This is a genomic window from Mesorhizobium sp. M0954, assembly GCF_040319155.1.
Taxonomy (GTDB): domain Bacteria; phylum Pseudomonadota; class Alphaproteobacteria; order Rhizobiales; family Rhizobiaceae; genus Mesorhizobium.
In genome coordinates this window covers 355,802-380,823 of sequence record NZ_JAMYNR010000002.1, presented here as the reverse complement: position 1 = coordinate 380,823, position 25,022 = coordinate 355,802, and the positions used below count along the sequence as shown (strand labels likewise).

The following is a 25,022-nucleotide window of genomic DNA, read 5'->3' as shown; positions in this document are numbered from 1 at the left end:
AAAGCTTAATCGATTTCAAATTTCGATGGACAGCCGATGTCGACCATCGTCGTAACGCAGTCGTTGCCGGAAACCCGGTCTTCGCCGGCCTTCCGCTTCGCCATGCTGCTGCCCGGCGGGCTGGTCACCTTCTTGCTGATCCTTTTCGCCCTTGGCCTGGTGTTCTTTCTCGCCTTTCGCGGCAATGACGGCTCGCTGCTGGGGGCTGGTTTCACCCTTGCGAATTTCGTCACTGTGGCCACCGATCCGCTGTACTGGACGGTGACGCTGCGCTCGCTGGGTATCGCCGGCCTGGTGACGCTGGCAACCGTCGTCACCGCCTATCCCGTTGCCTACTATCTGGCTTTCCATGCCGGGCGGCGGCGCGGGCTGCTGTTGTTCCTGCTGACCCTGCCGTTCTGGACCAGCTATCTCCTGCGCGTCTTCGCCTGGAAGATCGTGCTTGCCTATAATGGCGTGCTGAACTCGGCGCTGATCGAAAGCGGCATCTGGTCGGAGCCGACATTGGCGTTCTTGAATACGCCGGCAGCGGTCGTCGTCACGCTCGCCCACGCTTATGCGCCGTTCGCCATCCTGCCCATCTATGTGGCGCTGGACACCATCCCGAAGTCGTTGCTCGAAGCTGCTTCCGATCTCGGCGCAAAACCGTTCACCAGCTTCCGTCGCATCGTGCTGCCCAATTCGATGCCGGGCGTGCTGGCGGCTGCTCTCGTCGTCTTCGTGCCGACCGTCGGCGATTATGTGACGCCGGCGCTGGTCGGCGGCCCTGCCAGTACAATGATCGGCACACTGATCCAGGCCGAGTTCGGCAAGGCCAATGACTGGCCGTTCGGCGCCGCACTCGCCGTCGCCGTCATGCTGGTCATTCTCGCCGTGGTGCTGGTGGTGCGCTTCGCCGACCGCCGATACGGCAGCCGTACATGAACACGGCGCGCCTGGACGCAAAGCAAGGCGGCGGCTGGCTCGGAGCGTACGTCCTTGCCTATCTGGTGTTCCTGTATCTGCCGATATTGCTGATCCCGCTGTTTTCATTCAACAATTCGATCCAGGCGGCATTTCCGCTGCAAGGCTTCACGCTGGAGTGGTACGGCACACTTTACGGCAATTCGGCGCTGTCCGGTGCGCTTGCCACCAGCCTCGTCATCGGCGCCATTGCCGCCACCGGCGCAACACTCTGCGGCATCACCGTGTCCTATATCGACCTCTACGGTCGCTCGCCGCTGGCCGCCACGATCAGTGCCATTGCGCGGCTGCCGATCCTGATCCCCGGCGTCATCGTCGGCATCTCGCTGTTGATCCTGGTCAATCTCGCCGGTTTCGGGCCGTCGCGCATTGCCATTGTGCTCGGCCACGTATTGGTGGCGCTGCCGACGACGGTGGTGGTCATGCGCAGCCGCTTCGCCGCCATCCCGAAGACCATCCGTGAGGCAGCGCTCGACCTCGGCGCCTCGGACTGGACGACCTTCAGACGGGTGATGCTGCCGCTCAGCCTGCCCGCCATTATTTCGGCGTTCATGCTGGCCTTCCTGACCTCGTTCGACGAGTTCATCGTCGCCTTCTTCCTTGCCGGCACCGAGCCGACGCTGCCGCTTTATATCTGGAGCCAGCTGCGCTTCCCGAAATCGCTGCCGACCGTCATGGCGCTCGGCACGGCGATCCTGGCCGTGTCGTTCGTCATCGCCGCACTCGCCGAAATCCTGCGCCATCGCGGGCTTGCCGCCACCCGGCGGCCAGCGCCCGCCAGCCTGTCAAAACCAGAAGAAACCGAAAGAGGAGAACTGCAATGGCATTCGACTTGAAATCGATAACGGCAAAGACAGCGAAAACCGGACTGGCTGCCTTCGCGCTGGCGCTTGCATCGACTGCCGCCTTTGCCGGCGACAAGCTGCAATATTTCACCTGGTCGGGCTATGAACTGCCCGACTTCAACAAGAGCTTCCTCGCCGCGCACCCCGATGGTGTCGAAGCCTCGATGTTCGGCGACGACGATGACGCCTTCACCAAGGTCAAGGCCGGCTTCCGCCCCGATGTCGCGCACCCTTGCTATGACAAGGTGGCGCGCTGGAACAAGGAAGGCCTGCTGCAGCCGATCGACACCAAGCGCATCAAGAACTGGGATTCGATCTTCCCGGTCTTCAAGAACCTGCCCGACCTGCAGGCCGGCGACGGCAAGGTCTGGATGGTGCCGTGGGACTGGGGCAATACCTCGATCCTCTACCGCACCGATCTGGTGAAGAACCCGGAAGCCAGCTGGAACCTGCTCTGGGACAAACAATATGCCGGGCGCATGGCGACCATCGATGCCGTCCACGACACACCGGTGGTGGCGGCCCTTCTGGCCGGCGTCAATCCATTCGACATGACACCGGAACAGATGGACAAGGTGGCGGAAAAACTGCGCGAGCAGCGCCCGCTGCTCTCGAACTACACCACCGACATGACCTCGGTCGAACAGGCACTGGCGAGCGGCCAGCTGGTCGCGGCCATGACCTGGAACGCCTCGGCCACCTCGCTGAAGAAGCAGGGCGTGCCTGTTGAGTTCATGAAGCCGAAGGAAGGCATGCTGACCTGGGCCTGCGGTTTCGTCATGCTCAAGGACGCCAAGAACGTCGACCTAGCCTATGACTTCATCAACAGCCGGCTGGAAACGGATTCCGGAAAGTATCTGATCCAGGCCTACGGCTATGGCAGCTCGACCAGCTCGGCTTTCGCCGCTGTGCCGAAGGAGGAGTTGGAGAAACTGCAGCTGCCTTCCGATCCCGAGGTGATGCTGAAGACCACGATCTTCACCGGGCCGATGAAGCAGAATGACGAACTCGCCAAGATGTTCGAGAAGGTCAAGGCAGGCGGCTGAGCCTGGTTCTTCCTTCTCCCCTTGCGGGAGGAGGTGTCGCCGAAGGCGACGGATGAGGGGTGTTCCAGATGGCACCGACAGCACTCCGGCCAACACCCTCATCTGTCTCGGCGCTTCGCGCCGATCCACCTTCTCCCACAAGGGGAGAAGGGAAAACCTAACCAAACAAGGACGAACGAATGGACATGCTGGACGAAGCGGCTGAGAAGCCGAAGGACGACGCCGACGTCAGGGTCGGCCGGCGCGTGCGGGCGCTCAGGCTGGAGCGCAATCTCTCGCTGGCCGAACTTGCCGCCAAAGCCGGCGTGTCGATCGGTGCACTGAGCCAGATAGAGCGCGGCATGTCGTCATTGCGGGTGCGAGTGATCTGGCCGCTCGCCGCCGCCCTCGATATAGAGCCGTCGGCGCTGATCGCTGACGGCAAGGATGTCGGCAACGATCTTTATTGTGTGCGCGCCAACAGCCGGCGGCAGATCCCGGTCAAGTCGGAAGGCATCGCCAAGGCGCTGCTGTCGCCGCCTGCCGCCACGCTGACCGGCATGCTGGTGACCGTTGACGCCGGTGGCGGCACCGCCGAAGCTTACGCCCATGCCGGCCATGAATTCGGCTTCGTCCTGTCGGGCGAGGTCGAGCTGGTGGTCGATTCGACCAGATACGGGCTGAAGGCCGGCGACAGCTTCGCCTTCAGGAGCACGTTGCTGCATGCCTTCCGCAATCCGGGCAGCGAGCGCTGCCAGATCCTGTGGGTCAACACCACCAAGCCGTCCGAGGTTCGCGATGGCGCCTGATCCGCTCGTCCGGCTGGACAAGGTCTCCAAGATTTTCCCCGGCGGCATCGTCGGGCTCGACGCCGTCGATCTTGACATTGCCCGCGGCGAGTTCCTGACCTTGCTCGGACCGTCCGGCTGCGGCAAGACCACCAGCCTGCGTGTCATCGCCGGCTTCGAGAGCCCGTCGAACGGCAAGGTCCTGCTCGAAGGCCGCGACATCACGGCGCTCAGGCCCTTCGCCCGTCCTGTCAATACCGTGTTCCAGGACTACGCGCTGTTCCCACACATGAACGTTGCCGAAAATGTCGGCTTCGGCCTGTCGCTGCGCAAGCTCTCCGGTGCCGAACAGGCAAAGCGCGTCGGCGCAGCGCTCGACATGGTCGGCCTTGCCGAGAAGCTCGGCGCCCGCGTGTCCGAATTGTCGGGTGGCCAGCGCCAGCGCGTCGCGCTTGCCCGCGCCATCGTCTGCGAGCCGCGTGTGCTGCTGCTCGACGAGCCGCTGTCGGCGCTCGACGCGCATCTGCGCGAGCAGATGCAGGTCGAACTGAAGCGGCTGCAGTCGCGGCTTGGCACCACTTTCGTCATGGTCACGCACGACCAGACCGAGGCGCTGTCGATCTCAGACCGCATCGTCGTCATGAACAAGGGCCGCATAGAGCAGATTGCGCCGCCGGCGACCCTTTACGACCGGCCCGCCACCAAATTCGTCGCCAGCTTCATCGGCACCATGAACCTTCTGCAGTCGCGCTTTGTCGGCCGCGATGGCGAGCGCTTGCGGTTCGCCGCCGGCGCCCTGCCGCTGGAAGCGGTTTCGGAGACGGGCGAACTGCCTGGCGAGGGCACGGTGCGCACCATCGGCGTGCGTCCGGAGGATCTTTTGGCGACGACCGAGGCGGCGGCCGGTACTGCACCGGTGCGGGTGAACAGCATCGTCTTTCACGGCCGCACCTTGCGCCTTCATGCAGAGTTGGGGCAGGGGACACAGGTGGTGATCGACGCGCCGCGCCGGACAGAGGGTTTTCAATTCAGCGTCGGCGACGTGGCGCATATCAGCCTGCGCCGTGGTGCCAACTGCCCTATGCTGCCTAGCTAGTCTCACTCATTTCCAGAAAACCGGAGCACGACCCATGAGCAATCATCTCAATTTTTTCATCGGCGGCAAATGGGTCGGCCCCGTGGTTCCGGCAACGCTGGATGTGATCGATCCATCCACTGAAGAGGCCTACACCAAAATCTCGGTCGGCTCGAAAGCCGATGTCGACAAGGCCGTGGCTGCAGCCAAGGCGGCATTCCCGGCCTTTTCGCAAACGACCAAGGCCGAGCGCCTGAAGCTGCTGAAGCGTATCCTCGACGTCTACAATGAGCGCTACGAGGACATCGCCCAGGCGGTCAGCCAGGAAATGGGCGCGCCGATCAGGTGGGCGCGCGCGGCGCAGGCCTGGGCGGGCAGGGCGCACATGGAAGCTACCATCAAGGCGCTGGAGGATTACGAATTCAGCGAGAAGCGCGGCACCACCATGGTGGTCAAGGAGCCGATCGGCGTCTGCGCGCTGATTACACCGTGGAACTGGCCGCTCAACCAGATAGTCTGCAAGGTGGCGCCGGCCATCGCCGCCGGCTGCACCGTCGTTTTAAAGCCTTCCGAAATCGCGCCGATCAGCGGCATCATCTTTTCCGAGGTGATGGACGCCGCCGGCACGCCGAAGGGCGTCTACAATATGGTGAATGGCACCGGTCCGGATGTCGGCCAGGTCATGGCTGGCCATCCCGATGTCGACATGGTCTCGTTCACCGGATCGACCCGGGCCGGCATCATCGTCGCCAAGACGGCGGCCGAGACGGTAAAGCGCGTCGCGCAGGAGCTCGGCGGCAAATCGGCCAACATCGTGCTGCCCGACGCTGACTTCGAGACGGCGGTGCGCAAGGGTGTCAACGCCTGCTTCGGCAATAGCGGCCAGTCTTGCGATGCGCCGACCCGCATGCTGGTACCGGCCGCCCGTCACGACGAGGCGCTGACGATCGCCAGGAAGGCCGCCGAACGGCACAAGGTCGGCGACCCGCGCTCTGAGGAGACCAAGCTCGGGCCGGTGGTCAGCAACATCCAGTTCGACAAGATCCAGCGGTTGATCGAGGCAGGTATCGCCGAGGGTGCGACGCTGGTCACCGGCGGCCCCGGCCGGCCGGAACACCTCAACCGTGGCTATTATGTGCGACCGACCATTTTCGGCCACGTCAGGCCTGGCATGACAATCGAGAAGGAGGAGATTTTCGGGCCGGTCCTGTCGGTCATCTCCTACGATGACGATGACGATGCGGTGAAGATCGCCAACGACACCGTCTATGGCCTGGCTGCCTATGTGCAGTCCGGGGATATCGACCACGCCCGCAAGATTGCCAGCCGGCTGCGCGCCGGGCAGGTCTCGATCAACTATCCGGAATGGGACACGTTCGCGCCCTTCGGCGGCTACAAGCAGTCCGGCAACGGCCGCGAATACGCCGACTGGGCCATCCACGACTTCCTCGAGATCAAGGGCATCATCGGCTACGGCGCCTGAGCGTTCAACATTGGCATTACGCCAACCGTCAAGTTTGTTGCGAGCGTTGGTGCCTCGGCACCGGCGTTCGGTTGAACGGCCACGACGGCTCCGTGGCCGCAATGTGAGTGCGAAGCAGGGTCGCCTCAGATCGTCTTGAGATAGCCGGCCAACTGATCCGCCACCGTGCCCCAGCCGTCGTGAAAGCCCATCTCCTCGTGGCAAGCGTGAAAATCGCCGACGGCCGGCGAGGCCGCTGGAAAAGTCAGAGGCGCGGTTTTACGGTGCCGCTAGAATCGACCGGTCCGAGGATCCGTTTTGACGATCACCATGTACGGCATTACCAATTGCGATACGGTCAAGAAGGCGCGTTCCTGGCTGGCGAGCCATGATGTTGCCTATCGCTTTCACGACTACAGGGCAGACGGGCTTGAAGCGGATCGGCTGAACGGCTGGTCAGGCAAGGTCGGCTGGGAAATCCTGCTCAACAAGGCGAGCACAACGTTCCGTGAACTGTCGGAGGAGGACAGACTGGGCTTGGACGAGAACAAGGCCAAGGCGCTTATGCTGGCCAAACCGACGATGATCAAGCGTCCGGTGCTGGAACTTGGCGACAGGGTTCTCGTTGGCTTCAAGCCTGATGTTTATCAGCAGGCGGTGAGTGGGAAATAGAACCGACCCGCCATGATCCGTCGCGCGCCCCTCTGTCCTGCCGGACATCTCCCCCACAAGAGTGGAGATTGGCAGCTTAGGCGCTCCGCTCGCCACTGCGACCTTGGAGATTGGCGAAAGCCGGCGACATCCGATCTCCCCCCTGTTTGGACCGGAGACATCGCGCTCGTGTCCTCGAATGGCATCCGGAACCTCCCGGCGCAAAGCGCGCCAAACTGTTCGCGATGTCCTCGCACACCTGTTCGCGATGTCTCCGGTCCAAACACTCCCAAGTGGGGGAGATGGCCGGCAGGCCAGAGGGGGCTGTCCCGCCGGCGTGACTAATTGATCCCACGTAAATAGCTCGCCAGTGCCACCGCATTGTTGTGCGCCTCGTCATGGGCGCCGTAGAGCAGCGTCACCTTGCCTTCACGGAGCAAGGCACGTAGTTCCGCCACCGCCTCGCCGTTCCGGTCGAGCTCATCGCGGTATCGCCGCTGGAACTCCGCAAAGCGCGCCGGCTCATGGCCGAACCATTTGCGCAACCCATTGCTTGGCGCGATGTCCTTTAGCCATAACGTCAGCGCCGCGTCCTCTTTGCGGACGCCGCGAGGCCATATGCGGTCGACGAGCACCCGCTGCCCGTCATCGGGCGCCGGCGGCTCATAGATGCGCTTTACCGCGAGCCCCATTGCCAACTCCGCATGGGCCAGCAGGCGCCGCTGCTTGCTGGCCTTCGTTTAGAGATCCCGGGCCTAAACCCACTCGCCCTTGCACATCACCGGCACGCGGCTGCCGTCCTTGTGGACGCCGTCTATGTCGATCTTGTCCGAGCCGATCATCCAGTCGATGTGGATGAAACTCTTGTTGCCGCCGCGCGCCGCGATCTCGTCCTGGCTGAGCGAGGCGCCGTCGACGAAGCACTTCGAATAGCACTGGCCGAGCGCGATGTGGCAGGCGGCGTTCTCGTCGAACAGCGTGTTGAAAAACAGCAGCCCGCTCTTGGCGATCGGCGAAGAATGCGGCACCAGCGCCACCTCGCCGAGACGGCGCGAGCCTTCGTCGGTGTCGAGCACCTTTTGCAGCACATCCTCGCCCTTCGTGGCCTTGGCCTCGACAATGCGGCCCGCCTCGAAACGCACCGCAATGCCGTCGATCAGGGTACCCTGATAGGACAGCGGCTTCGTGCTGGTGACATGGCCTTCGACTCGCCTTGCATGCGGCGTGGTGAAAACCTCTTCGGTCGGGATGTTGGGGTTGCAGGTGATGCCGTTCTTGGCGGTCGAGGCGCCGCCCATCCACTCGTGGCCGTCGGCCAGCCCGACGGTCAGGTCGGTGCCGGGGCCGGTGAAATGAAGCGCGTGGAAATTGTGGCCGTTCAGCCATTCGGTGCGGCTCTTCAACGCCGCATTGTGCGCCGTCCAGTTGCCGATCGGGTCTTCGACATCCACCCGCGAGGCGGCAAAGATGGCGTCGGCGAGCTTGGCCACCGCGACGTCGTCGGCGTCGTCCGGGAATACCTGCTTGGCCCAGGCCTGATCGGGATAGGCGACGATGTTCCAGTTGATGTCGAAGCCGGTGATCTTCTCCAGCGCCGGCTGGTAGGCCATCGAATTCGCCTTGTTGGCACGCGCTACCTTTGCCGGGTCCTGAGAAGAAAGCAGCGACGGATCCTCGCCGCGCACGGCGAGCCTCGCCGCATTGTTGGCGAAGGCTTTTGCCATGCCTTCGTAGAGCCAGCCGGCGGCGCGGTCGAAACCGGCGTCGGCGCCGTAGCGGAAGCGCGCGAGCGTGATCTCATCGTCGTTGAAGATCGGCGTCACCAGGCCGGCACCTGCCTTGTAGGCGTGCTCGACGATCCGCCGCGTCAAAGGCAGCGCGGCAATAGACGAGGTCAGCACCAGATCCTGACCCGGCTGCAATTGCAGCCCGACCTTGACGGCGACCTCCGCCAGCCTGTCGAGCTTCACCGGGTCGATGCTTGCGGAAACGCCGCGCGAATGTGTGGTCATGATCCTGCCTGCCGTGATTGGGGACTGCGTCTTACATAGACCGGCGCTGCCGACCTTTCCACTCTGACGACGCCGGCAGCCTAGCTGGCCTTCTCGAGCGATCTGAACTGCGCCATCGTCGCCTCGATCTCTTCGCGGATCCAGGTCTTGAAATCCCTGACTTTGCGGCTTTCGCCCTTGGTGGCCGAAGTTACCAGCCAATAGCCGAGGCCGCTCTGGGCGCGTATGCCGAACGGCGCGACGAGACGTCCGTCGGCCAGCGCGTCGGCGGCCAGCAACTGCCAGCCGAGCATGACGCCGTGACCGGCAATCGCCGATTCCAGGCACAGCATCGGATCTGTGAAGCGCGCGCCTTTCATGAAGGTGACCGGCTCCACCCCGGCGGCTTCGAACCAGCTCTCCCAACTGATCATCGACCTTTCGTCGGTGATCGCACAGGTCAAAGCAAGGTCTTCGATCGATTTCAGCTTGCTGGCGATCACCGGTGCACAGACCGGAAACACCTCCTGCGCCAGCAGCAATTCGGCCCGCCCGCCCGGCCATTTGCCGTCGCCGAGCCGAATGGCGACGTCGATGTCCGAACGATCGAGATCGGCAAGCCGCACCGAGGCATCGATGCGCAGGAGCACGTTCGGATGGCGGGCAAAATGCCGTGACAGCCGCGGCAGCAGCCATTTCGAGGCGAAAGCCGGCGCCACCGAAACCACCAGCGTGCACTCCGAGCTTTCATCGGCAAGCGCCACCGCCTGTGCGAGTTCGCGGAAGCCTGCGCTGAGCCGCGCGCTAAAGACGGTGCCGAATTCGGTCGCCACCAGGCCAGCTGGCGTTCGTTCGAACAGCGCCCGGCCGAGCTGCTTTTCTGTCCGGTTGATCTGCTGGCTGACGGCGCTGACCGAGACGTTGAGCTCGCCGGCCGCCGCCGCGAGCGAGCCCAGGCGGGCAACGGTTTCCACAGCGCGCAAGCCGTTGAGATGGACGCGGTTCAGAGTAGCCATACAGTTTTTCTAAACTGGAGCGGCGGAAATCTCAATTGCCAGACGCTAACGAACGGCGGATTCTAAGTGGGTTACGCGGAGTGAGGAGGCAAATCCGATGAAGATTTTATCATGGCTCGGCGCCTTTTCCCCGATCGGAGCGCAGCCACACCAGGATGACAGCGAGGCCACCAGCTGGGTGACTGATCCGCTGTCGCATCCGGTGCTCGACACCATGTCGGAGCGCGAACTCGCCGACATGCCGTTCAGGCTGACCGCGCATCGTACCCGCTTCGAGACGGCCCCGCCAAGGACCTGCTGCGGCTGAACAAGGACTTGCTGGCACTTCAGGTGAGCCGGCCGACGACGCGGCTGCGCAGCCCTTCTGGCCCAATAAAAGGCGGATTGTCTCGCCGGCAGGCGCACCTATGGTGCACCGCGATGAACATCGCTTCGCCCTTGCGCCTGGCAATCGCCGGCATGATTGCCCTGGCCGTCGCCATGGGCATCGGCCGTTTCGTCTATACGCCGATCCTGCCCGGCATGATGGAAGAGCTCGGCCTGTCGCCGGCCGATGCCGGCTGGATCGCATCGGCCAATTATCTCGGCTACCTCGTCGGCGCGCTTGCCGCCACCGGCGGCTGGGCGCAAGGCCGCGAGCGTCAGCTGATGCTGGCCGGCCTTGCCGCCACCGCGATCCTCGCCGGCCTGATGGGCCTGAGCGGCACGATGGCCGCCTTTCTCGTCATCCGCTTTCTTGCCGGCGTTGCAAGCGCCTTTGTCTTGGTCTTCATGACCAGCATCGTTTTCGGTCATCTCGCCGCGGCCGGTCGAAACGACCTGCAAGCACTGTATTTCGGCGGTGTCGGGCCTCGGCATCGCGGCGTCCTCGGCGCTATTGGCGCTCCTCGTCACCGAACATGCCGGCTGGGCGGCGGGCTGGCTGTGGTCGGCGGTGATTTCGACCTGCGGCTTTGCCGCCGTCGCCTTGCTGGCCGGCGGCACCTCGGCCGCGAACAGTACCACCGGGAGCGAGCCGGCACTGCCGAAAGACCGGTCGCTGGTGAAGATCATCGTCGCCTACGGCCTGTTCGGCTTCGGCTACATCGTCACGGCAACGTTCCTGGTCGCCATCGTCCGCCAGGGCGGCGGCGGCCGCGTCTTCGAGGCTGTGGTCTGGATGGTTACCGGCCTTGCCGGTTTCCCATCGGTCTGGCTGTGGCAGAAGCTTACGGCCAGGATCGGGCTCTATGCCACCTACGCGCTGGGGTGCCTGATCGAGGTGGTCGGCGTCAGCGCCAGCGTCGCCATGGGCGGGCGCACCGGGCCGCTGCTCGGCGGCCTTCTTGTCGGCGGCACCTTCATCGCCATCACCGCGCTTGGCCTGCAGGCCGGCAGGCAGCTTGCTCCGCAAGCACCACGCCGGATGCTGGCGGTGATGACGGCCGCCTTCGGCCTCGGCCAGATCATCGGCCCGATCGTCGCCGGGCTGCTTGCGCAGGCCTCGGGCAACTTTTTCCTTGCCTCGATCGTGGCCGCCGCCGTCCTGCTCGCTTCCGGCGCGATCGCCTGGTCGGCTGCGCCAAAATCGCCATGATTATGGTCTTGCTCGGTTGCGGCATCGGGCACGGGCATTTTCTTTCCCACTAATGTGTGACTTTATGCCCGCTGACCAACGCCGCTGATTTGCGCATCGATCGAGGATTTCCCAACAGTGTTTGTATCCTTCTTTCCACAGCCGAAATTGTTCTTCACGTCGCTGGTTCTGTGGACGCTGGCTGGAATCTTGTTCTGGTTTTTTGGCGGCGAGCAGCTAGGCGCTGTTTTTGGGCTGCCGCCGGCACCGGCCAATGTTCCTCCAGTCCTTGGAATGCCGATCTTCTGGACCAAGCCGTTCATCTGGTTCTACATCTATTTCGGATTTCTGATTGGAGCCTTCTACGCCTTCTGGCGCTTTTACTCTCCCCATCCCTGGCAGAGCTGGTCGATCCTGGGGTCGGCGCTGATCGTGTTTTCAACATATCTCAATGTGCAGATTTATGTGGCGCTGAATAATTGGCGCGGACCCTTCTTCGATCTGTTCCAGAAAGCGATTACGACTCCCGGCTCTGTGACTGCCGGCGATCTCTATTCGATGTTTTGGATTTACGCTTGGATCGGCGCGGCAGGGATGGGCTTGTACGTCGTGACGCGGTTTTTCGTCAGCCACTACATCTTTCGTTGGCGCACGGCGATGAACGACTATTACATGGCCTATTGGCAGAGGCTGAGATTCATCGAAGGTGCATCGCAGCGCGTGCAGGACGACACGATGCGGTTCTCCACGACCATGGAACTTCTCGGCGTGGCTCTGATCGACTCCGTAATGACACTGATAGCATTCTTACCTTTGCTCGCCCAACTCTCGACGCACGTGAGGGTTCTCCCTCTCGTCGGCGAAATTCCCTACTCGCTGGTGGTCGCCGCGGTAACCTGGTCGATCTTTGGAACGGTGCTGCTCATGTTCGCGGGCATTAAGTTGCCGGGGCTGGAGTTCAAGAACCAAAGGGTCGAGGCCGCCTACCGCAAGGAATTGGTCTATGGTGAAGACGATGCAGCGCGAGCCAGCCCTCCAACGGCTGCACAGCTCTTCTCTCACGTCCGGAGAAACTACTTCACCCTCTACTTTCACTATGCCTATTTCAATGTCGTACGATCTGGTTTTCAGCAAGCTGACGCCATCTTTTCAAGTCTCATACTCATTCCCACTATTGCCGCGGGAACAATCACGCTGGGCATATGGCAGCAGGTCTCGACTGCATTCAGCCAGGTCAGTTCGTCATTCCAGTATTTGGTAAATGCTTGGCCGACGATCGTCGAGTTGATCTCGATCTACAAGCGTCTGCGTGCTTTCGAGGCCACTCTGGAGGGAGCGCCGCTTCCGGAGATAGATAAAGAGTATCTGGAGCGCGAGCAGGCTGGAGTCCCGCCGGAGGATCAGCCAGCGACGTGATCGACGCGGTCGACGGTCAGCCGCCTACGTTTTGCACTGCGTCCTGAGGCTCGCGCGCATGCGAAACATAATCGTGAAAACTGATGCACTCGACGTCCGCTTTGATGCAGACCTCGCCGGCAAAGCGTTCCAGCGCGTTCCAGTAGGCGCCGTCATTCATCAGCGTGAAGTGGAAGCCGAGCTCAAGCGGAATGCGCTTGCCCTGGTATTGCGCATCGAAGGCGGCGCGGAACGCGTTATAGGTCCGGTCAGCGAACTCTTCCGCCATGCTCGGCCGCTCGAAGCCGCCGGAATGTCTGACATAGAGATTGTAATCCATGGCGATCACCCGCCTTGAGCTCGGCCCTTCCGGGATCTGCGGCAGCGAAAAGCGCGTGATGCCGTTGACGGTCGGTGGCTCAACCGGCCCACGCGAAACGCCGCTTGCGTCGAGCAGGAAACCGGCCGCGGGCAGCGCCTCGTAGAGCGCCTTGTTTGCCGACAGATAAGGCGCGCGAAACCCGACCACCGACTTGCGGGCAAAATCGCGCCAGCCCTTTGGTTCAGGAGCAATGCCGTTGATCGAATACGCGTTTTCGAGAATATGCTTGAATATGCCGAACTCGCTCAGCCAGTCGGCCTTGCTCCAGTCCTTGCCGTCGAAATGACCGCAGCCATGGCTGCCGATGTCGTGGCCTTCCCTGGCGGCGAGGTTGATCTGCTCGAGCCGCTCGGCGATTTCCTGTTTGGAGGCGGCAAAGCCGATGTTCGATTTGCCTTCTGTCTTGCCGGGCGCGGTGTATTCCTTGCGCGTCTCGGGCGACAGCAGAAACACGCAGGAGACAAAATAGGTGAAATGCGCACCCGTGCGTGCGGCCAGCGCCCGGCTGCGCTGCCACTGCGAAATGTCGCGGGCGCTGTCGAATGAGATAATGACGATCTGCTTCGGTTTTGCGGGCGGCGCCGGCGGGTCGGCAAAAGCCGCGCCGGCAGCAAACACGGCAATGGAAAACGCAATAACGCGGGACAAACGGGGCAAAGGCATCTGACTTGATTTAGGGAATGTAGAAGCGACGCCTACCGATGAAATATGGCACGGGTAGGATCGACCTGTACGGCCGCCGTTGACGGCGACTGCCTCGTGAATAGGCGATTTTCCTGCCGAACCCCTTCCATGCCGGCAAAATTTCGCTAAAACGCGGGCTCATCAACCGCCCCGCCCGGGGCATGAATGGTTTTGATCATGTCGGACGACAGTTTTATCCGCGAAGTCAACGAAGAGATTCGTCGCGACCAGGCGCATGCGCTGTGGGACCGTTTCGGTCCCGCCTTGCTCGTGCTGGCCGTGCTGGTGGTGCTCGGCACTGCCGCTGTCGTCGGCTACCGCTATTGGGACGAGACCCGCGCCAACCGCTCCGGCGATGCCTTCTCGCAGGCGCTGAAGCTTGCCAATGACGGCAAGAACGACGAGGCGCTTGCCGCTCTGGAGGCGTTGGAGAAGGACGGCTACGGCGCCTATCCGCTGCTCGCCCGCATGCGCGCGGCAACCGTCAAGGCGGACAAGGGCGACGTCGACGCCGCCGTCAAGGATTTCGACGAGGTCGCCGCCGACACCAAGATCCCCTCCGGCATTCGCGACATGGCGCGCCTCAGGGCAGCGCTGCTACTGGTCGACCACGGCACTTTCGCCGATGTCTCCAGCCGCGTCGAGGCGCTCACCGCCGACACCAACACGCTGCGCCATACGGCGCGCGAGGCGCTTGGCCTTGCCGCCTGGAAGGAAGGCAAGGCGGCGGATGCATTGAAGCTGTTCGACCAGATCGCCGCGGATGATGGCGCCCCGCGCAACACGCGCGAGCGGGCGACTTTGATGTCCGAGCTGATCCGCGGCTCGGGCGGCGTGTCGTGATAGTCCATGACCTTCAAAGTCGCCATCATCGGCCGGCCTAACGTCGGCAAATCGACCCTTTTCAATCGGCTGGTGGGAAGGAAGCTGGCGCTTGTCGATGATACCCCCGGCGTCACTCGCGATCGCCGCGTCCATGCCGCAAAACTCTACGATCTGCATTTCGACGTCATCGACACCGCCGGCTTCGAGGATGCGGCCGCCTCGACGCTGCCCGGCCGCATGCGCGCCCAGACCGAGATCGCCATCCGCGAGGCCGACCTGATCTTTTTTACGATCGATGCCAAGTCCGGGCTGATGCCCGACGACAAGACGTTCGCCGAGATCGTGCGCAAGTCCGGCAAGCCGGTTGTCGTCGTTGCCAACAAGGCTGAGGCGCGCGGCGCCCAGGGCGGCATGCTGGAGGCCTGGGAGCTCGGCCTTGGCGAACCGATCCCGGTCTCGGCCGAACACGGCCAGGGCCTGCCCGATTTGCGCGACGCGGTGATCGCGGCACTTGGCGAGGCGCGCGCCTTCGGCGAGGACGAAGAGGCCGGCGAGGATGAGGTCGCCGCCAGCGAGGTGCTGATCGGCGAGGACATCACCGACCCGGACGCCGAGCCGAGCTATGACGACACCAAGCCGATGCGCATCGCCGTCGTCGGCCGCCCCAACGCCGGCAAGTCGACGCTGATCAACGCACTAATCGGCGAGGAGCGGCTGTTGACCGGCCCTGAGGCCGGCATCACTCGCGATTCCATTTCGGTCGACTGGGACTGGCATGGCCGCCGTTTAAAATTGTTCGACACCGCCGGCATGCGCCGCAAGGCCAGGATCCACGAAAAGCTCGAAGTGATGTCGGTGCAGGACGGCTTGCGCGCCATCCGCTTTGCCGAAATCGTCATCATCGTGCTCGACGCCACCATTCCCTTCGAGAAGCAGGATCTGCAGATCGCCGACCTGATCATCCGCGAGGGCCGTGCCCCGGTGATCGCCTTCAACAAATGGGACCTTGTCGATCATCCCCAGGAGTTGCTGGCCGAGCTGCGCGAAAAAACCGAGCGGCTGCTGCCGCAGGCGCGCGGCATGCAGGCGGTGCCGGTGTCGTCCGAGACCGGGCGTGGCCTCGACAAGCTGATGGATGCCGTCATCCGGACGCATCGAGTTTGGAACAGCCGTGTGTCGACCGGCAAGCTCAACCGCTGGCTGGAAGGCATCCTGGCGCATCATCCGCCGCCCGCTGTCGCCGGGCGTCGGCTGAAGATCAAATATGTCACGCAGGCCAAGACGCGGCCGCCGGGCTTCGTCGTCTCCTGCTCACGGCCGGATGCGATGCCGCAATCCTACGTCCGCTATCTCTCGAACAGCCTGCGCGAGGCTTTCGACATGCCCGGCGTGCCGATCCGCATCGCCTTGCGCACCTCGGACAATCCTTTCGCCGGCAAGGCAAAGAAGCGCCACTGAGCCTCTGCCTTTACGCTACGCTGCGCAGAACGGGCGCCGGTTCCGTCTGCGGCAAGGCTTCCAGCGCTGCCTGCAGCAGGATGTCGCCAAGCCGCGCTGCCACGGGGTCGGGCTCGGCCTCCTTGCGATGCAGGAACAGCGCCATCTTGGGCAAGACGGGCAGCCCGGCGATCTCCGGCGTCATCGCCCTGACGCTGGCCGGCAGGCCGATATCGGTGCGGATCGTCAGTCCGAGCCCGGCGGCGACGGCTGCCCAGATGCCGCCAAGGCTCGGGCTGGAGAAGGCCATCCGCCATGCCAGTCCGGCGCGGTCGAGCGTTTCGGTCGCCACGCTGCGCAGCAGGCACGGCGCTTCGAGCGCCACCAGCGGCAACGCCTCGCCATCGCGCAGGCTGGTCTCGATCTGTTTTGCCGGGCCGATCCAGCGCATCTGGACGTCGGCGACATGCCGGCTGTAGGGCAGCGTCGCGCCATTATGCCAGGCAAGCGCGATATCGAGGCTGCCCGAAATGATCCGTTCGGCAAGCTCATGGCTGCGTGCGATCCTGGCCTCGATCTTGACCTTGGGATGGGCGCGGGCGAATCGCCCGAGCACCTCCGGCAGCACCGCCTCGCCGAAATCCTCCTGTAGCCCAAGCCGCACCCAACCCTCCAGCTCGACATCGTGGATGGCGGAGGCGGCCTCGTCATTGAGCTCGATCAGCCGCCGCGCGTAGCCGAGCATGGTCTCGCCCGCGTCCGTCAGCGCCAGACCACGTCCAGATTTGCGGAAGATCGGCGTCGCCGCCTGCTCCTCCAGCTTCTTCAATTGCGCACTGATTGCCGAGGTCGAGCGGCCGAGCCGGTCGGCGGCCTTGGCGAAGCTGCCCAGCTCCATGCCGGTAACGAAGCTGCGCAGAACGTCGAGATCGAATGTCACGCGTCGCATGCCAATAATCCTGATATTCGGGACATTACGTCAAAAACTTCCTGATATTCAGTACGAAGCTATGGCGGTAGAGAGAGCGCGTCAAGACCGAATACAGCCGACCCATGCAGGAGCTGAACCATGTCCGCTGTCGCCACACGAGCAGATTGCAAACCGCTTCGCCCGGCCGCCGTTGCCGCCCCGTCAGAAGCGGCGGCACTTCGAGCCAGTCATCGCTGGAAGGTGCTGGGCATCGGCGTCGCCGCCAATGCCTGCTTCTCCGCGACCTTCTCCGGCATTCCGGCCACGGCGGTGTTCCTGCGCTCGGGCTATCATCTCTCCAACGGCGAACTCGGCCTGGCGCTTGGCCTTCTCGGCCTGGGTGTGGCGCTGAGCGAATTGCCGTGGGGGCTGCTGACCGATCGCTGGGGCGACCGCCGCGTGCTGCTGACGGGGCTCGGCGCAACCGCGGTCTGGCTGCTTGTCATGGCCGCGCTGGTCGTGCCGTCACCGGCCCATATTCCCGGCATCGCGCTTCTCGCCGCTGCCCTGCTGTTCACCGGATTGCTCGGCGGCAGCGTCAACGGCTCCAGCGGCCGCGCCATCATGGCCTGGTTCGGCGAAGGCGAGCGCGGCTTTGCCATGAGCATCAGGCAGACGGCGGTGCCGCTTGGCGGCGGGCTTGGCGCGCTGGTGCTGCCGTCGCTCGCTTCGGCCCATGGCTTCACGGCGGTCTTCGGACTGCTGGCGGCTGCCTCCGCGGTCTCGACCTCGCTCGCCTGGCGCTGGCTGCATCAGCCGCCGGCGCACGACGATGCCAATTCGGGCAGCATCGCATTTTCGGCCGGCCCGGCGCCGCTGCGCAACCCGGCCGTCTGGCGCATCGCGACAGCCATTGGCCTGCTTTGCTTTCCCCAGGTGGCGGTGCTCACCTTTGCTTCCGTGTTCCTGCATGATTTCGCCGGCATGGGTACAGCCGTGGTCAGCGCCAGCCTGGCTGCCGTGCAGGTCGGCGCCATGGTCATGCGCATCTGGAGCGGCCGCTACACCGACCGTCACGGCAACCGCCGGTCGTTCCTGCGTCTGTGCAGCATGCTGAGCGTGGCCGCCTTCACCGTGCTTGCGGCGCTCGTCTTGTTTTCGGCCCAATTCTTGTCAGGCCAAGCGCCGATGCTGTCGCCGGCGATCGTCGCGGTGCTGGTCGTGGCCGGCATCTGCGTCTCCTCCTGGCACGGCGTTGCCTACACCGAGCTTACGACGCTGGCCGGCGCCAGCCAGGCCGGAACGGCGCTCGGCCTCGCCAACAGTCTGGTCTTCATTGCCTTCTTCCTGGTGCCGATCGCCATTCCCGGGCTTCTCGTGCTCTGCTCGTGGGCAGGCGTCTGGCTGGGTGCGGCTATTTGCGCGCTGATCGCCTGGCCGATCTTTCTTCCGTCAAGCGACGGCCGCAAAAGCGCCTGACTTCGACACGAGATGGGAAAACAACGTTCTAAGCTGTTAACGCCCCATCAAGGTTAATGCATCATTGTAGCTCTCCAGTGGGGTCCGTTGCGTTTCTGGAGAGTTCCGTGCATCGACGTGTTTTGACGCGGCTTGTCGCCGCCGCCGGTGAGAAAAAGCGTTCCTTCCTGTCTCCCCTCGTTATTGGCCTTGGCATCTGGATCGGCTTTCCGACGGTCGCGGCCTATCAGGACATGACAAGCCTGGTCTCCGGTCTTGAGGCGCCGAGCGTCCGCTGGAACGCCTATGTCGAGAAATCCGTCGCCGGCTCCGTTCACGCCGCCGAAATGCCCTTCCTCGATTCCAGCAGCACCGGCTCGCTCTCCGGCTCCGGTGTCCAACTACCCGGCATCGGCGCCGTTTCGTTTCGCGGCAAGGGCAGCATCGCCGGCACGACGCCGGACGAGAACCGCATCACGCGTGCCGACAAGAAGGGCCGCATCATCCAGGTCTCGCCCGTCTCGCCGCCGAAGAACTTCAATGCCGGCTCGATCTTCGAGCGCACCTCTTCGCTGCTCCGCCCAAGCATGGACAGCGGCCTGAGGATGGCTTTCGCCAAGCCCGAGATCAAAGGCAAGGAAATCCAGATCGCCGCCGCCTTCCATACGCGCATCGACAAGAAGCCGGATCCCGGCGTGCCGGCGATGCTTGCCGCGCTGGTCAACAATGATCATCCTGACGTGCTGGCGACCGCCTACGCCTCGTCCGCTCCCGATTATGCACAGGCGTCGCCCTTCGAGGCCTTGCTGCAGGACGAGGACCCGAACGACGGTCGCTTCATTCCGCCGCTGAGCAAGGGCGATCATTCCTGGATGCAGACGCCGCTGCCGGCGAGCGTCTTTTCCAAGCCGGAGCAGGCCTGTCTCGCCAACGGCATCTATTTCGAAGCGCGCGGGGAATCCGTGCGCGGCCAGGCCGCCGTCGCCCAGGTCATCCTCAACCGCGTCCGCAACCCCGCCTATCCGAACTCGATCTGCGGCGTCGTCTACCAGAACGACAACTGGTTCAACCGCTGCCAGTTTTCCTTCGCCTGCGACGGCAGGAAAAAGCGCATCGACAACCCCGCTGCCTACAAGACCGCCCAGGATGTCGCCATGGCCGTCACAGCCGGCAAGATCTTCATTCCGGAAGTCGGCTCGTCGACCCATTATTACGCCAACTACGTCCATCCGGGCTGGGCGCGGACGATGCAGAAAATGACCAGGATCGGCCTGCACATCTTCTACCGCACCTATGGTGGCGGCTGGAGCTGAGCGCTCGGGCAGCCCTTGCGTCTTTCGCGCGAGAGCGGCCGATCGAAGACGCATCGCCGCGGGGATTCGGCCGCAGCCCGCCAGAGACCGCGTCGGGCACGATGTCGCACCCGAGCAAGTGGCTGATTTATAACGAAAAAATACTTGAGCTTGAACGTCCGCCCGTGGCTTGACGGGCGCGGACCCTCTAACTATGTTGCCGGCGACTTTAAGAAGCGGACGGACGGTGACGGTCTGACCGGGCAGGGGGGTTGCGTGGCCGACAAGAATGGGCCAGACGGAACCGGCAAAACCGGCCGCGGCAAGCAGCATGAAGCCGACATCCGCGACGACGATCTTGAGCGCCGCCGGCGCGACCTTGAAGCATCGCTTGCGACAAGGCGGCCGGACCGGCTCGAGGGGAAAGACGACGCGAAAGCGGGCAGTGCGGCCGGGTACGGCCAGGCGCTCAAGCTGTCCAGCGAGTTCATCGCCGGGATAGTGGTTGGTGCCGGCATCGGCTGGATCATCGACCGTCTGGCGGGGACAACGCCATGGGGTCTGATCGTTTTTTTGCTGCTGGGTTTTGGCGCCGGCGTGCTCAATGTCATGCGCTCAGCAGGGCTTATGGCAGAATTCGGACAAAGCGATAAACCGCGCGATCCGAAAGAATGAATTAGCGCGCCACTCACCGGCGCAATGAACGCATAGTAGAGTCGCGTGCGACTTTGATGGGGATTAAAAGTGGCTGCTGACAAGGTCGATCCAATCCACCAGTTCCAGATACATCCGCTTGTTCCGATTCACATCGGCGGCTATGACCTGTCCTTCACCAATTCGGCGCTGTTCATGGTCGCGACGGTGGCTGTCGCGGCGGCGTTTCTCTACCTCAGCACATCGAGCCGCAGCCTCATTCCCGGCCGCCTGCAGTCAGTTTCCGAGATGGCATATGAATTCGTCGGCAACATGCTGCGCGATTCAGCCGGAACCCAAGGCATGAAGTTCTTCCCCTTGGTGTTTTCGCTGTTCATGTTCGTGCTCGTCGCCAATTTGCTCGGGCTTTTTCCTTATTTCTTCACCGTCACCAGCCACATCATCGTCACCTTCGGCCTGGCTGCGCTGGTGATCGGAACCGTCATCGTCTACGGCTTCATGAAGCACGGCTTCGGCTTTCTAAAGCTGTTCGTACCGCAGGGCGTGCCTTTAGTGATGATGTTCCTCGTCGTACCGATCGAGGTCATCTCGTTTTTGTCGCGACCAATCAGCCTTTCTGTCCGCTTGTTCGCGAACATGCTGGCTGGCCACATCACCCTCAAGGTCTTTTCCGGCTTCGTCGTTTCGCTGAGCGCGCTTGGCGCGGCTGGCGTGGCGGGTTCGATCCTGCCATTGGCTATGGCGGTAGCGCTGACGGCCTTGGAAGTGCTGGTGTCTTTCCTGCAAGCCTACGTCTTTGCGGTTCTGACCTGCATGTATCTCAACGACGCTTTGCATCCCAGTCACTAGGGAATTTCACCGGCGGATTTACCGTCATTACAAACTGCAACGACAATGGAACCACAAGGAGTTTGACATGGAAGTAAATGCAGCAGCTGCAATCGGCGCGGGCATCGCTTGCCTCGGCATGGGTGGCGCCGGCATCGGCCTCGGCAACATCTTCGGCAGCTATCTGGCGGGCGCGCTGCGCAATCCGTCGGCCGCCGATGGCCAGTTCGGCCGTCTGATCTTCGGCTTCGCCGTGACCGAAGCGCTGGGCATCTTCTCCCTTCTCATCGCCTTCCTGCTGGTGTTCAAGTAAGAAACACCGGGCCGACGAAGAGGGGGCGCAAGGTGCGCCCTGACTGTATGGACAGGGGAATGCGATGTTCGTGACATCTGCCTTTGCGCAAGAGTCCGCGCCCGCCGTCGAAGGTGGCAGCGCTGGCACCGGCGTGCCCGCCGAGGCGCACGGCACGTTTCCGCCATTCAATCCGGAGACATTCCCCTCGCAGCTTCTATGGCTGGCGATCACCTTCGGGCTGTTTTATCTCTTCTTGAAACGGGTGGTGATGCCGCGCGTTGGCGGCATCATCGACGTGCGCAACGACCGCATTACCCAGGATCTCGACCATGCTGCCCGGCTGAAAAGCGAGGCCGATGCCGCCGTTGCCGCCTATGAGCAGGAATTGGCGGAAGCCAAGGGCAAGGCCAATGCGATCGGCCAGCAGGCCAACGATGCGGCCAAGGCGGAAGCCGAGGCTGCCCGCAAGACGATCGAGGCAGCGCTTGACCAGAAGCTTGGCGAGGCCGAGGCGCGTATATCTTCCATCAAGGCCAATGCCATGAAGGAAGTCGGCACGATCGCCGAGGACACCGCATCGGCCATCGTCGAAGCGCTTGTCGGCGGCAAGGCCAGCAAGGCCGAAATCGCGGCCGCGGTCAAATCCGTGGCCGGGTGAGGAGCGCATCATGGACGCCACATCTCTCGCGACGCTTTGGGCAACTGTTGCCCTCGTAATCTTCCTCGGCATCGCCATCTACATCAAGGTGCCGGGCATGATCGCCAAGGCGCTCGATGCGCGTGCCGACAAGATCAGCTCCGAGCTCGAGGAAGCGCGCCGGTTGCGCGAAGAAGCCCAGCAGCTGCTTGGCCAATACCAGCGCAAGCGCAAGGAAGCCGAGCAGGAGGCCGCGGCCATCGTCGCCGCCGCCAAGCGCGAAGCCGACATGCTTGCCGCCGAGGCGCACAAGAAGACCGAGGACTATGTCGCTCGGCGCACCGCCTTGGCCGAGCAGAAGATCGGCCAGGCCGAGCGCGAAGCGATCGGCGAAGTGCGTGCCAGCGCTGTCGACATCGCGGTCGAAGCCGCGCGGGCGCTGCTGGCCGGCAAGATCGACGCCAAGGCCGGCGCCGACCTGTTCAACGCCTCGCTGCAGGATTTGAAGTCGAAGCTGAACTGAACGGCTGCATGAACAAGTCATCGAAGCCGCCCGGGAAACCTGGCGGCTTTTTTGTTGGCGAAAGCGACTGAGCGCGTAATCTCCCCCCTCGAGGGGGAGATGTCGCCAAAGGCGACAGAGGGGGTCGGTACGTCCTGGCGCGACGCCCTATGGAACGAAAGAGAACGTTGGCGCTTCACGCGAGGCGACCCCCTCTGGCCTGCCGGCCATCTCCCCCTCGAGGGGGGAGATCACACCTTGCCGAATCGCTCAATCCAAACCCGAAAAACCCTCTTCCTCCAGCACCTCGGTGCCGCCGAACCGGAACGGTGCGAAGGAGGCGCGGTGCAGCCGTGCCACTGGCCCGTGCAGATCGATCGCCGTGCGATGGCGCACAGTGGCGTAGCCCATATGCAGTTCGAAGCCGTAACGCGCATGATGGCTGCCGCAGCCGCACATCATGCGGTCGCGCATCACCTTGGCGACGATCGAGGCTGCGGCGATCGATTGCGAGCGCTGGTCGCCCTTGATCAGTGCTTTGCCCTCGCAGGGCAGGCCGGGCGGCACGTCGCGGCCGTCGGCCAGTGCCAGCTTCGGCCGGATTGACAGGCCGGCCACGGCACGGCGCATCGCCTCCAGGCTGGCCTTGAGGATGTTGGAGGCATCGATGCCTTCGGCGCTGACCGAGGCCATCGATACGGCGAGCGCGGAGCCGAGGATTTTCAGGAACAGCGCCTCACGCTGCAAATGCGTCAGCCGCTTGGAATCGTCGAGGCCGTCGGGGATGTTGGCGGGATCGAGCACCACCGCTGCCGCCACCACCGGCCCGGCGAGCGGGCCGCGGCCGGCCTCGTCCATCCCCGCCACCGGCCAAAGGCCTTCGGCCATCGCCCTCGTCTCGAACGAGAAGTCGGGTTTCTCGACGATTTCCAAGAGAAGCGGAGAATCGGAACGCGGGCGAGCCATGGTGCGGCGAGGTTCGCATCGGCTCCGATTCTCCGCAAGTCCCCTCCGGGTCGGGCGGGGCACCGGACCAGGAGGGGGCTACCGTCTGCAAGCCCGGGGACAGGACAGGCCGGACGGGATTTTTCGCCTGCTGCGGCCGCTTCAAGCGGCTGGCGCGAGACGCTTTGTCACAGCAGCATCAGCTGCTCGGTAGCCTTGGCGGCGGGGACGAACTGGTCGGTCCTCAGCGAGCGCCGCTCGGCGTTGAGGCCGAGCCGTTTGGCAGCTATCTCGAAGCGCCGGCCGATCTGCCAGGCATAGGGGCCGGAGCCCTTCATGCGCTTGCCCCATTCCGAATCGTAGTCCTTGCCGTCGCGCATCGAACGGATCAGCGACATGACGTGGCGATAGCGATCGGGATAATGGCGCAGCAGCCAGTCCTTGAAGATCGGCGCGACCTCCAGCGGCAGGCGCAGCAGCACATAGCCGGCCTCGCGTGCCCCCGCTGCCTGTGCCGAATCGAGGATGCGCTCCATTTCCGGGTCGGTCAGTCCGGGGATGATCGGCGCGACCATCACCGAGGCCGGAATGCCGGCATCCGAAAGCTGCCTGATCGCCTCCAGCCGCTTGGTCGGCGTCGACGCGCGCGGCTCCATCGTTCTGGCCAGCATCCTGTCCAATGTCGTCACCGACAATGCCACCTTGGCCAGCCCGCGTTCGGCCATGCGTGACAGAATGTCGATATCGCGGGTCACCAGCGCCGATTTGGTGACAATGCCGACCGGATGCCCGCGCGCCTCCAGCACTTCGAGGATCTCGCGCATGATCCGGTATTGCTTCTCGATCGGCTGATAAGGATCGGTATTGGTGCCGATGGCGATGGTGCGCGGCTGGTAATTATCCCTGGACAATTCCTTGTCGAGCAGCCGCGCCGCATCCGGCTTGGCAAACAGCTTCGATTCGAAATCCAGCCCCGGCGACAGGCCCATGAAGCTGTGCGTCGGCCGCGCGAAACAATAGACGCAGCCATGTTCGCAGCCGCGATAGGGATTGATCGAGCGGTCGAAGGAGATGTCGGGCGATTCGTTGCGCGTGATGATGGTGCGCGGCTTCTCGACCTGTACCTCGGTCCTGAACGGCGGCAGCTCCTCCAGCGAATTCCAGCCATCGTCAAACACGTGTCGGCTGACCGGCTCGAAACGGCCGGACGGATTGATGCCCGCCGACCTGCCGCGGTTGCGGTCCGGACGGACACGCATGCCGCTCTGCTCGATCATCGCATTCGCCATTTCGGCCCTGCCAGCGCCGAAGGCTGCAATATCGGCACGCACGATCTGTTCCATCTTGGCCCTTTCCCAGGGACTGTCCGCCCGCTGTCGAATCGCTCTGCTCATGAATGTATTCCTA

General features: G+C 63.4%; 25 protein-coding genes and 1 pseudogene. 19 read left to right on the top strand and 7 right to left on the bottom strand.

Annotated elements, in window-relative coordinates; translation table 11 throughout:
- The first annotated feature begins 36 nt into the window (after positions 1 to 36).
- From NKH93_RS04990 to NKH93_RS04960, 7 genes are all read left to right on the top strand, one after another.
- Complete coding sequence (locus NKH93_RS04990; protein WP_352473383.1) at positions 37 to 924, top strand: ABC transporter permease; 888 nt, start codon at positions 37 to 39, stop codon at positions 922 to 924.
- Positions 921 to 1,799 (top strand): ABC transporter permease, encoded by an 879-nt coding sequence (locus tag NKH93_RS04985; RefSeq protein WP_352969407.1) that lies wholly within the window; start codon positions 921 to 923, stop codon positions 1,797 to 1,799. The genes NKH93_RS04990 and NKH93_RS04985 overlap by 4 nt, the downstream gene beginning before the upstream one ends.
- The gene (locus tag NKH93_RS04980) at positions 1,784 to 2,854 is read left to right on the top strand and encodes an ABC transporter substrate-binding protein (protein ID WP_352540137.1); all 1,071 of its coding nucleotides are present in this window, start codon (positions 1,784 to 1,786) and stop codon (positions 2,852 to 2,854) included. Before NKH93_RS04985 ends, NKH93_RS04980 begins: the two co-directional genes overlap by 16 nt.
- A gap of 179 nt (positions 2,855 to 3,033) precedes the next feature.
- A complete protein-coding gene (locus tag NKH93_RS04975) occupies positions 3,034 to 3,642 on the top strand; it encodes a cupin domain-containing protein (protein WP_352540136.1) in 609 nt (202 codons plus the stop codon).
- Positions 3,632 to 4,717 carry an ABC transporter ATP-binding protein gene (locus tag NKH93_RS04970; protein ID WP_352969404.1) on the top strand — a complete coding sequence of 362 codons (1,086 nt, stop codon included), beginning with the start codon at positions 3,632 to 3,634 and terminating at the stop codon, positions 4,715 to 4,717. Before NKH93_RS04975 ends, NKH93_RS04970 begins: the two co-directional genes overlap by 11 nt.
- 34 nt (positions 4,718 to 4,751) lie before the next feature.
- Positions 4,752 to 6,179 (top strand): aldehyde dehydrogenase family protein, encoded by a 1,428-nt coding sequence (locus NKH93_RS04965; RefSeq protein ID WP_352969402.1) that lies wholly within the window; start codon positions 4,752 to 4,754, stop codon positions 6,177 to 6,179.
- A 297-nt stretch (positions 6,180 to 6,476) separates the two neighbouring features.
- On the top strand, positions 6,477 to 6,830 hold the full coding sequence (locus NKH93_RS04960; RefSeq protein WP_352821810.1) for an ArsC family reductase: 354 nt from the start codon (positions 6,477 to 6,479) through the stop codon (positions 6,828 to 6,830).
- Positions 6,831 to 7,150: 320 nt separating this feature from the next.
- Here NKH93_RS04960 and NKH93_RS04955 read toward each other — a convergent pair whose 3' ends face one another.
- The 3 genes from NKH93_RS04955 to NKH93_RS04945 form a co-directional block, all read right to left on the bottom strand.
- Positions 7,151 to 7,507: a DUF488 domain-containing protein gene (locus tag NKH93_RS04955; protein WP_352969400.1), complete on the bottom strand. Its 357-nt coding sequence runs from the start codon at positions 7,505 to 7,507 to the stop codon at positions 7,151 to 7,153.
- Positions 7,508 to 7,564: 57 nt separating this feature from the next.
- Positions 7,565 to 8,821, bottom strand: a complete 1,257-nt coding sequence (locus NKH93_RS04950) for an aminopeptidase (protein ID WP_352969398.1) — start codon at positions 8,819 to 8,821, stop codon at positions 7,565 to 7,567.
- A gap of 80 nt (positions 8,822 to 8,901) precedes the next feature.
- Entirely contained in the window at positions 8,902 to 9,816 is a 915-nt protein-coding gene (locus tag NKH93_RS04945) for a LysR substrate-binding domain-containing protein (RefSeq protein WP_352969396.1), read from the bottom strand.
- A 97-nt stretch (positions 9,817 to 9,913) separates the two neighbouring features.
- Between NKH93_RS04945 and NKH93_RS04940 the strand changes: the two genes are divergently transcribed.
- The 3 genes and pseudogenes from NKH93_RS04940 (at position 9,914) to sbmA (ending at position 12,787) form a co-directional block, all read left to right on the top strand.
- The gene (locus NKH93_RS04940; RefSeq protein WP_352969394.1) at positions 9,914 to 10,123 is read left to right on the top strand and encodes a hypothetical protein; all 210 of its coding nucleotides are present in this window, start codon (positions 9,914 to 9,916) and stop codon (positions 10,121 to 10,123) included.
- Positions 10,124 to 10,275: 152 nt separating this feature from the next.
- Positions 10,276 to 11,392: pseudogene (locus tag NKH93_RS04935) on the top strand (YbfB/YjiJ family MFS transporter).
- Positions 11,393 to 11,509: 117 nt separating this feature from the next.
- The gene (gene sbmA / locus NKH93_RS04930) at positions 11,510 to 12,787 is read left to right on the top strand and encodes a peptide antibiotic transporter SbmA (RefSeq protein ID WP_352768620.1); all 1,278 of its coding nucleotides are present in this window, start codon (positions 11,510 to 11,512) and stop codon (positions 12,785 to 12,787) included.
- A 16-nt stretch (positions 12,788 to 12,803) separates the two neighbouring features.
- Here sbmA and NKH93_RS04925 read toward each other — a convergent pair whose 3' ends face one another.
- The gene (locus NKH93_RS04925) at positions 12,804 to 13,805 is read right to left on the bottom strand and encodes a polysaccharide deacetylase family protein (RefSeq protein WP_352969472.1); all 1,002 of its coding nucleotides are present in this window, start codon (positions 13,803 to 13,805) and stop codon (positions 12,804 to 12,806) included.
- Positions 13,806 to 14,009: 204 nt separating this feature from the next.
- Between NKH93_RS04925 and NKH93_RS04920 the strand changes: the two genes are divergently transcribed.
- Together NKH93_RS04920 and der are read left to right on the top strand one after the other, a co-directional pair.
- Complete coding sequence (locus NKH93_RS04920; RefSeq protein ID WP_352969470.1) at positions 14,010 to 14,675, top strand: tetratricopeptide repeat protein; 666 nt, start codon at positions 14,010 to 14,012, stop codon at positions 14,673 to 14,675.
- Between the two features lie 6 nt (positions 14,676 to 14,681).
- Positions 14,682 to 16,115 (top strand): ribosome biogenesis GTPase Der, encoded by a 1,434-nt coding sequence (gene der / locus NKH93_RS04915; RefSeq protein WP_352969392.1) that lies wholly within the window; start codon positions 14,682 to 14,684, stop codon positions 16,113 to 16,115.
- Between the two features lie 10 nt (positions 16,116 to 16,125).
- Here the strand turns inward: der and NKH93_RS04910 are convergent, their stop codons facing one another.
- Positions 16,126 to 17,043: a LysR substrate-binding domain-containing protein gene (locus tag NKH93_RS04910; protein ID WP_352969390.1), complete on the bottom strand. Its 918-nt coding sequence runs from the start codon at positions 17,041 to 17,043 to the stop codon at positions 16,126 to 16,128.
- A 120-nt stretch (positions 17,044 to 17,163) separates the two neighbouring features.
- Here NKH93_RS04910 and NKH93_RS04905 point away from each other — a divergent pair, with 120 nt between their 5' ends.
- The 7 genes from NKH93_RS04905 to NKH93_RS04875 all read left to right on the top strand — a co-directional run bounded on the left by NKH93_RS04905 (position 17,164) and on the right by NKH93_RS04875 (position 22,691).
- Entirely contained in the window at positions 17,164 to 18,483 is a 1,320-nt protein-coding gene (locus NKH93_RS04905; protein WP_352969388.1) for an MFS transporter, read from the top strand.
- Between the two features lie 107 nt (positions 18,484 to 18,590).
- Positions 18,591 to 19,775: a cell wall hydrolase gene (locus NKH93_RS04900; protein WP_352969386.1), complete on the top strand. Its 1,185-nt coding sequence runs from the start codon at positions 18,591 to 18,593 to the stop codon at positions 19,773 to 19,775.
- Between the two features lie 255 nt (positions 19,776 to 20,030).
- Positions 20,031 to 20,429, top strand: a complete 399-nt coding sequence (locus NKH93_RS04895) for an AtpZ/AtpI family protein (protein WP_352969468.1) — start codon at positions 20,031 to 20,033, stop codon at positions 20,427 to 20,429.
- 69 nt (positions 20,430 to 20,498) lie between these two features.
- Positions 20,499 to 21,257 carry a F0F1 ATP synthase subunit A gene (locus NKH93_RS04890; protein WP_352969384.1) on the top strand — a complete coding sequence of 253 codons (759 nt, stop codon included), beginning with the start codon at positions 20,499 to 20,501 and terminating at the stop codon, positions 21,255 to 21,257.
- 67 nt (positions 21,258 to 21,324) lie between these two features.
- A complete protein-coding gene (locus tag NKH93_RS04885) occupies positions 21,325 to 21,549 on the top strand; it encodes a F0F1 ATP synthase subunit C (protein WP_320232093.1) in 225 nt (74 codons plus the stop codon).
- A gap of 64 nt (positions 21,550 to 21,613) precedes the next feature.
- Positions 21,614 to 22,189 (top strand): F0F1 ATP synthase subunit B, encoded by a 576-nt coding sequence (locus tag NKH93_RS04880; RefSeq protein ID WP_352969382.1) that lies wholly within the window; start codon positions 21,614 to 21,616, stop codon positions 22,187 to 22,189.
- A gap of 10 nt (positions 22,190 to 22,199) precedes the next feature.
- The gene (locus tag NKH93_RS04875) at positions 22,200 to 22,691 is read left to right on the top strand and encodes a F0F1 ATP synthase subunit B (RefSeq protein ID WP_023674071.1); all 492 of its coding nucleotides are present in this window, start codon (positions 22,200 to 22,202) and stop codon (positions 22,689 to 22,691) included.
- A 249-nt stretch (positions 22,692 to 22,940) separates the two neighbouring features.
- Here the strand turns inward: NKH93_RS04875 and rnhB are convergent, their stop codons facing one another.
- Together rnhB and NKH93_RS04865 are read right to left on the bottom strand one after the other, a co-directional pair.
- Positions 22,941 to 23,636 (bottom strand): ribonuclease HII, encoded by a 696-nt coding sequence (gene rnhB, locus NKH93_RS04870; protein ID WP_352969380.1) that lies wholly within the window; start codon positions 23,634 to 23,636, stop codon positions 22,941 to 22,943.
- A gap of 167 nt (positions 23,637 to 23,803) precedes the next feature.
- Complete coding sequence (locus tag NKH93_RS04865; protein WP_352540123.1) at positions 23,804 to 24,958, bottom strand: PA0069 family radical SAM protein; 1,155 nt, start codon at positions 24,956 to 24,958, stop codon at positions 23,804 to 23,806.
- Between the last annotated feature and the right edge of the window lie 64 nt (positions 24,959 to 25,022).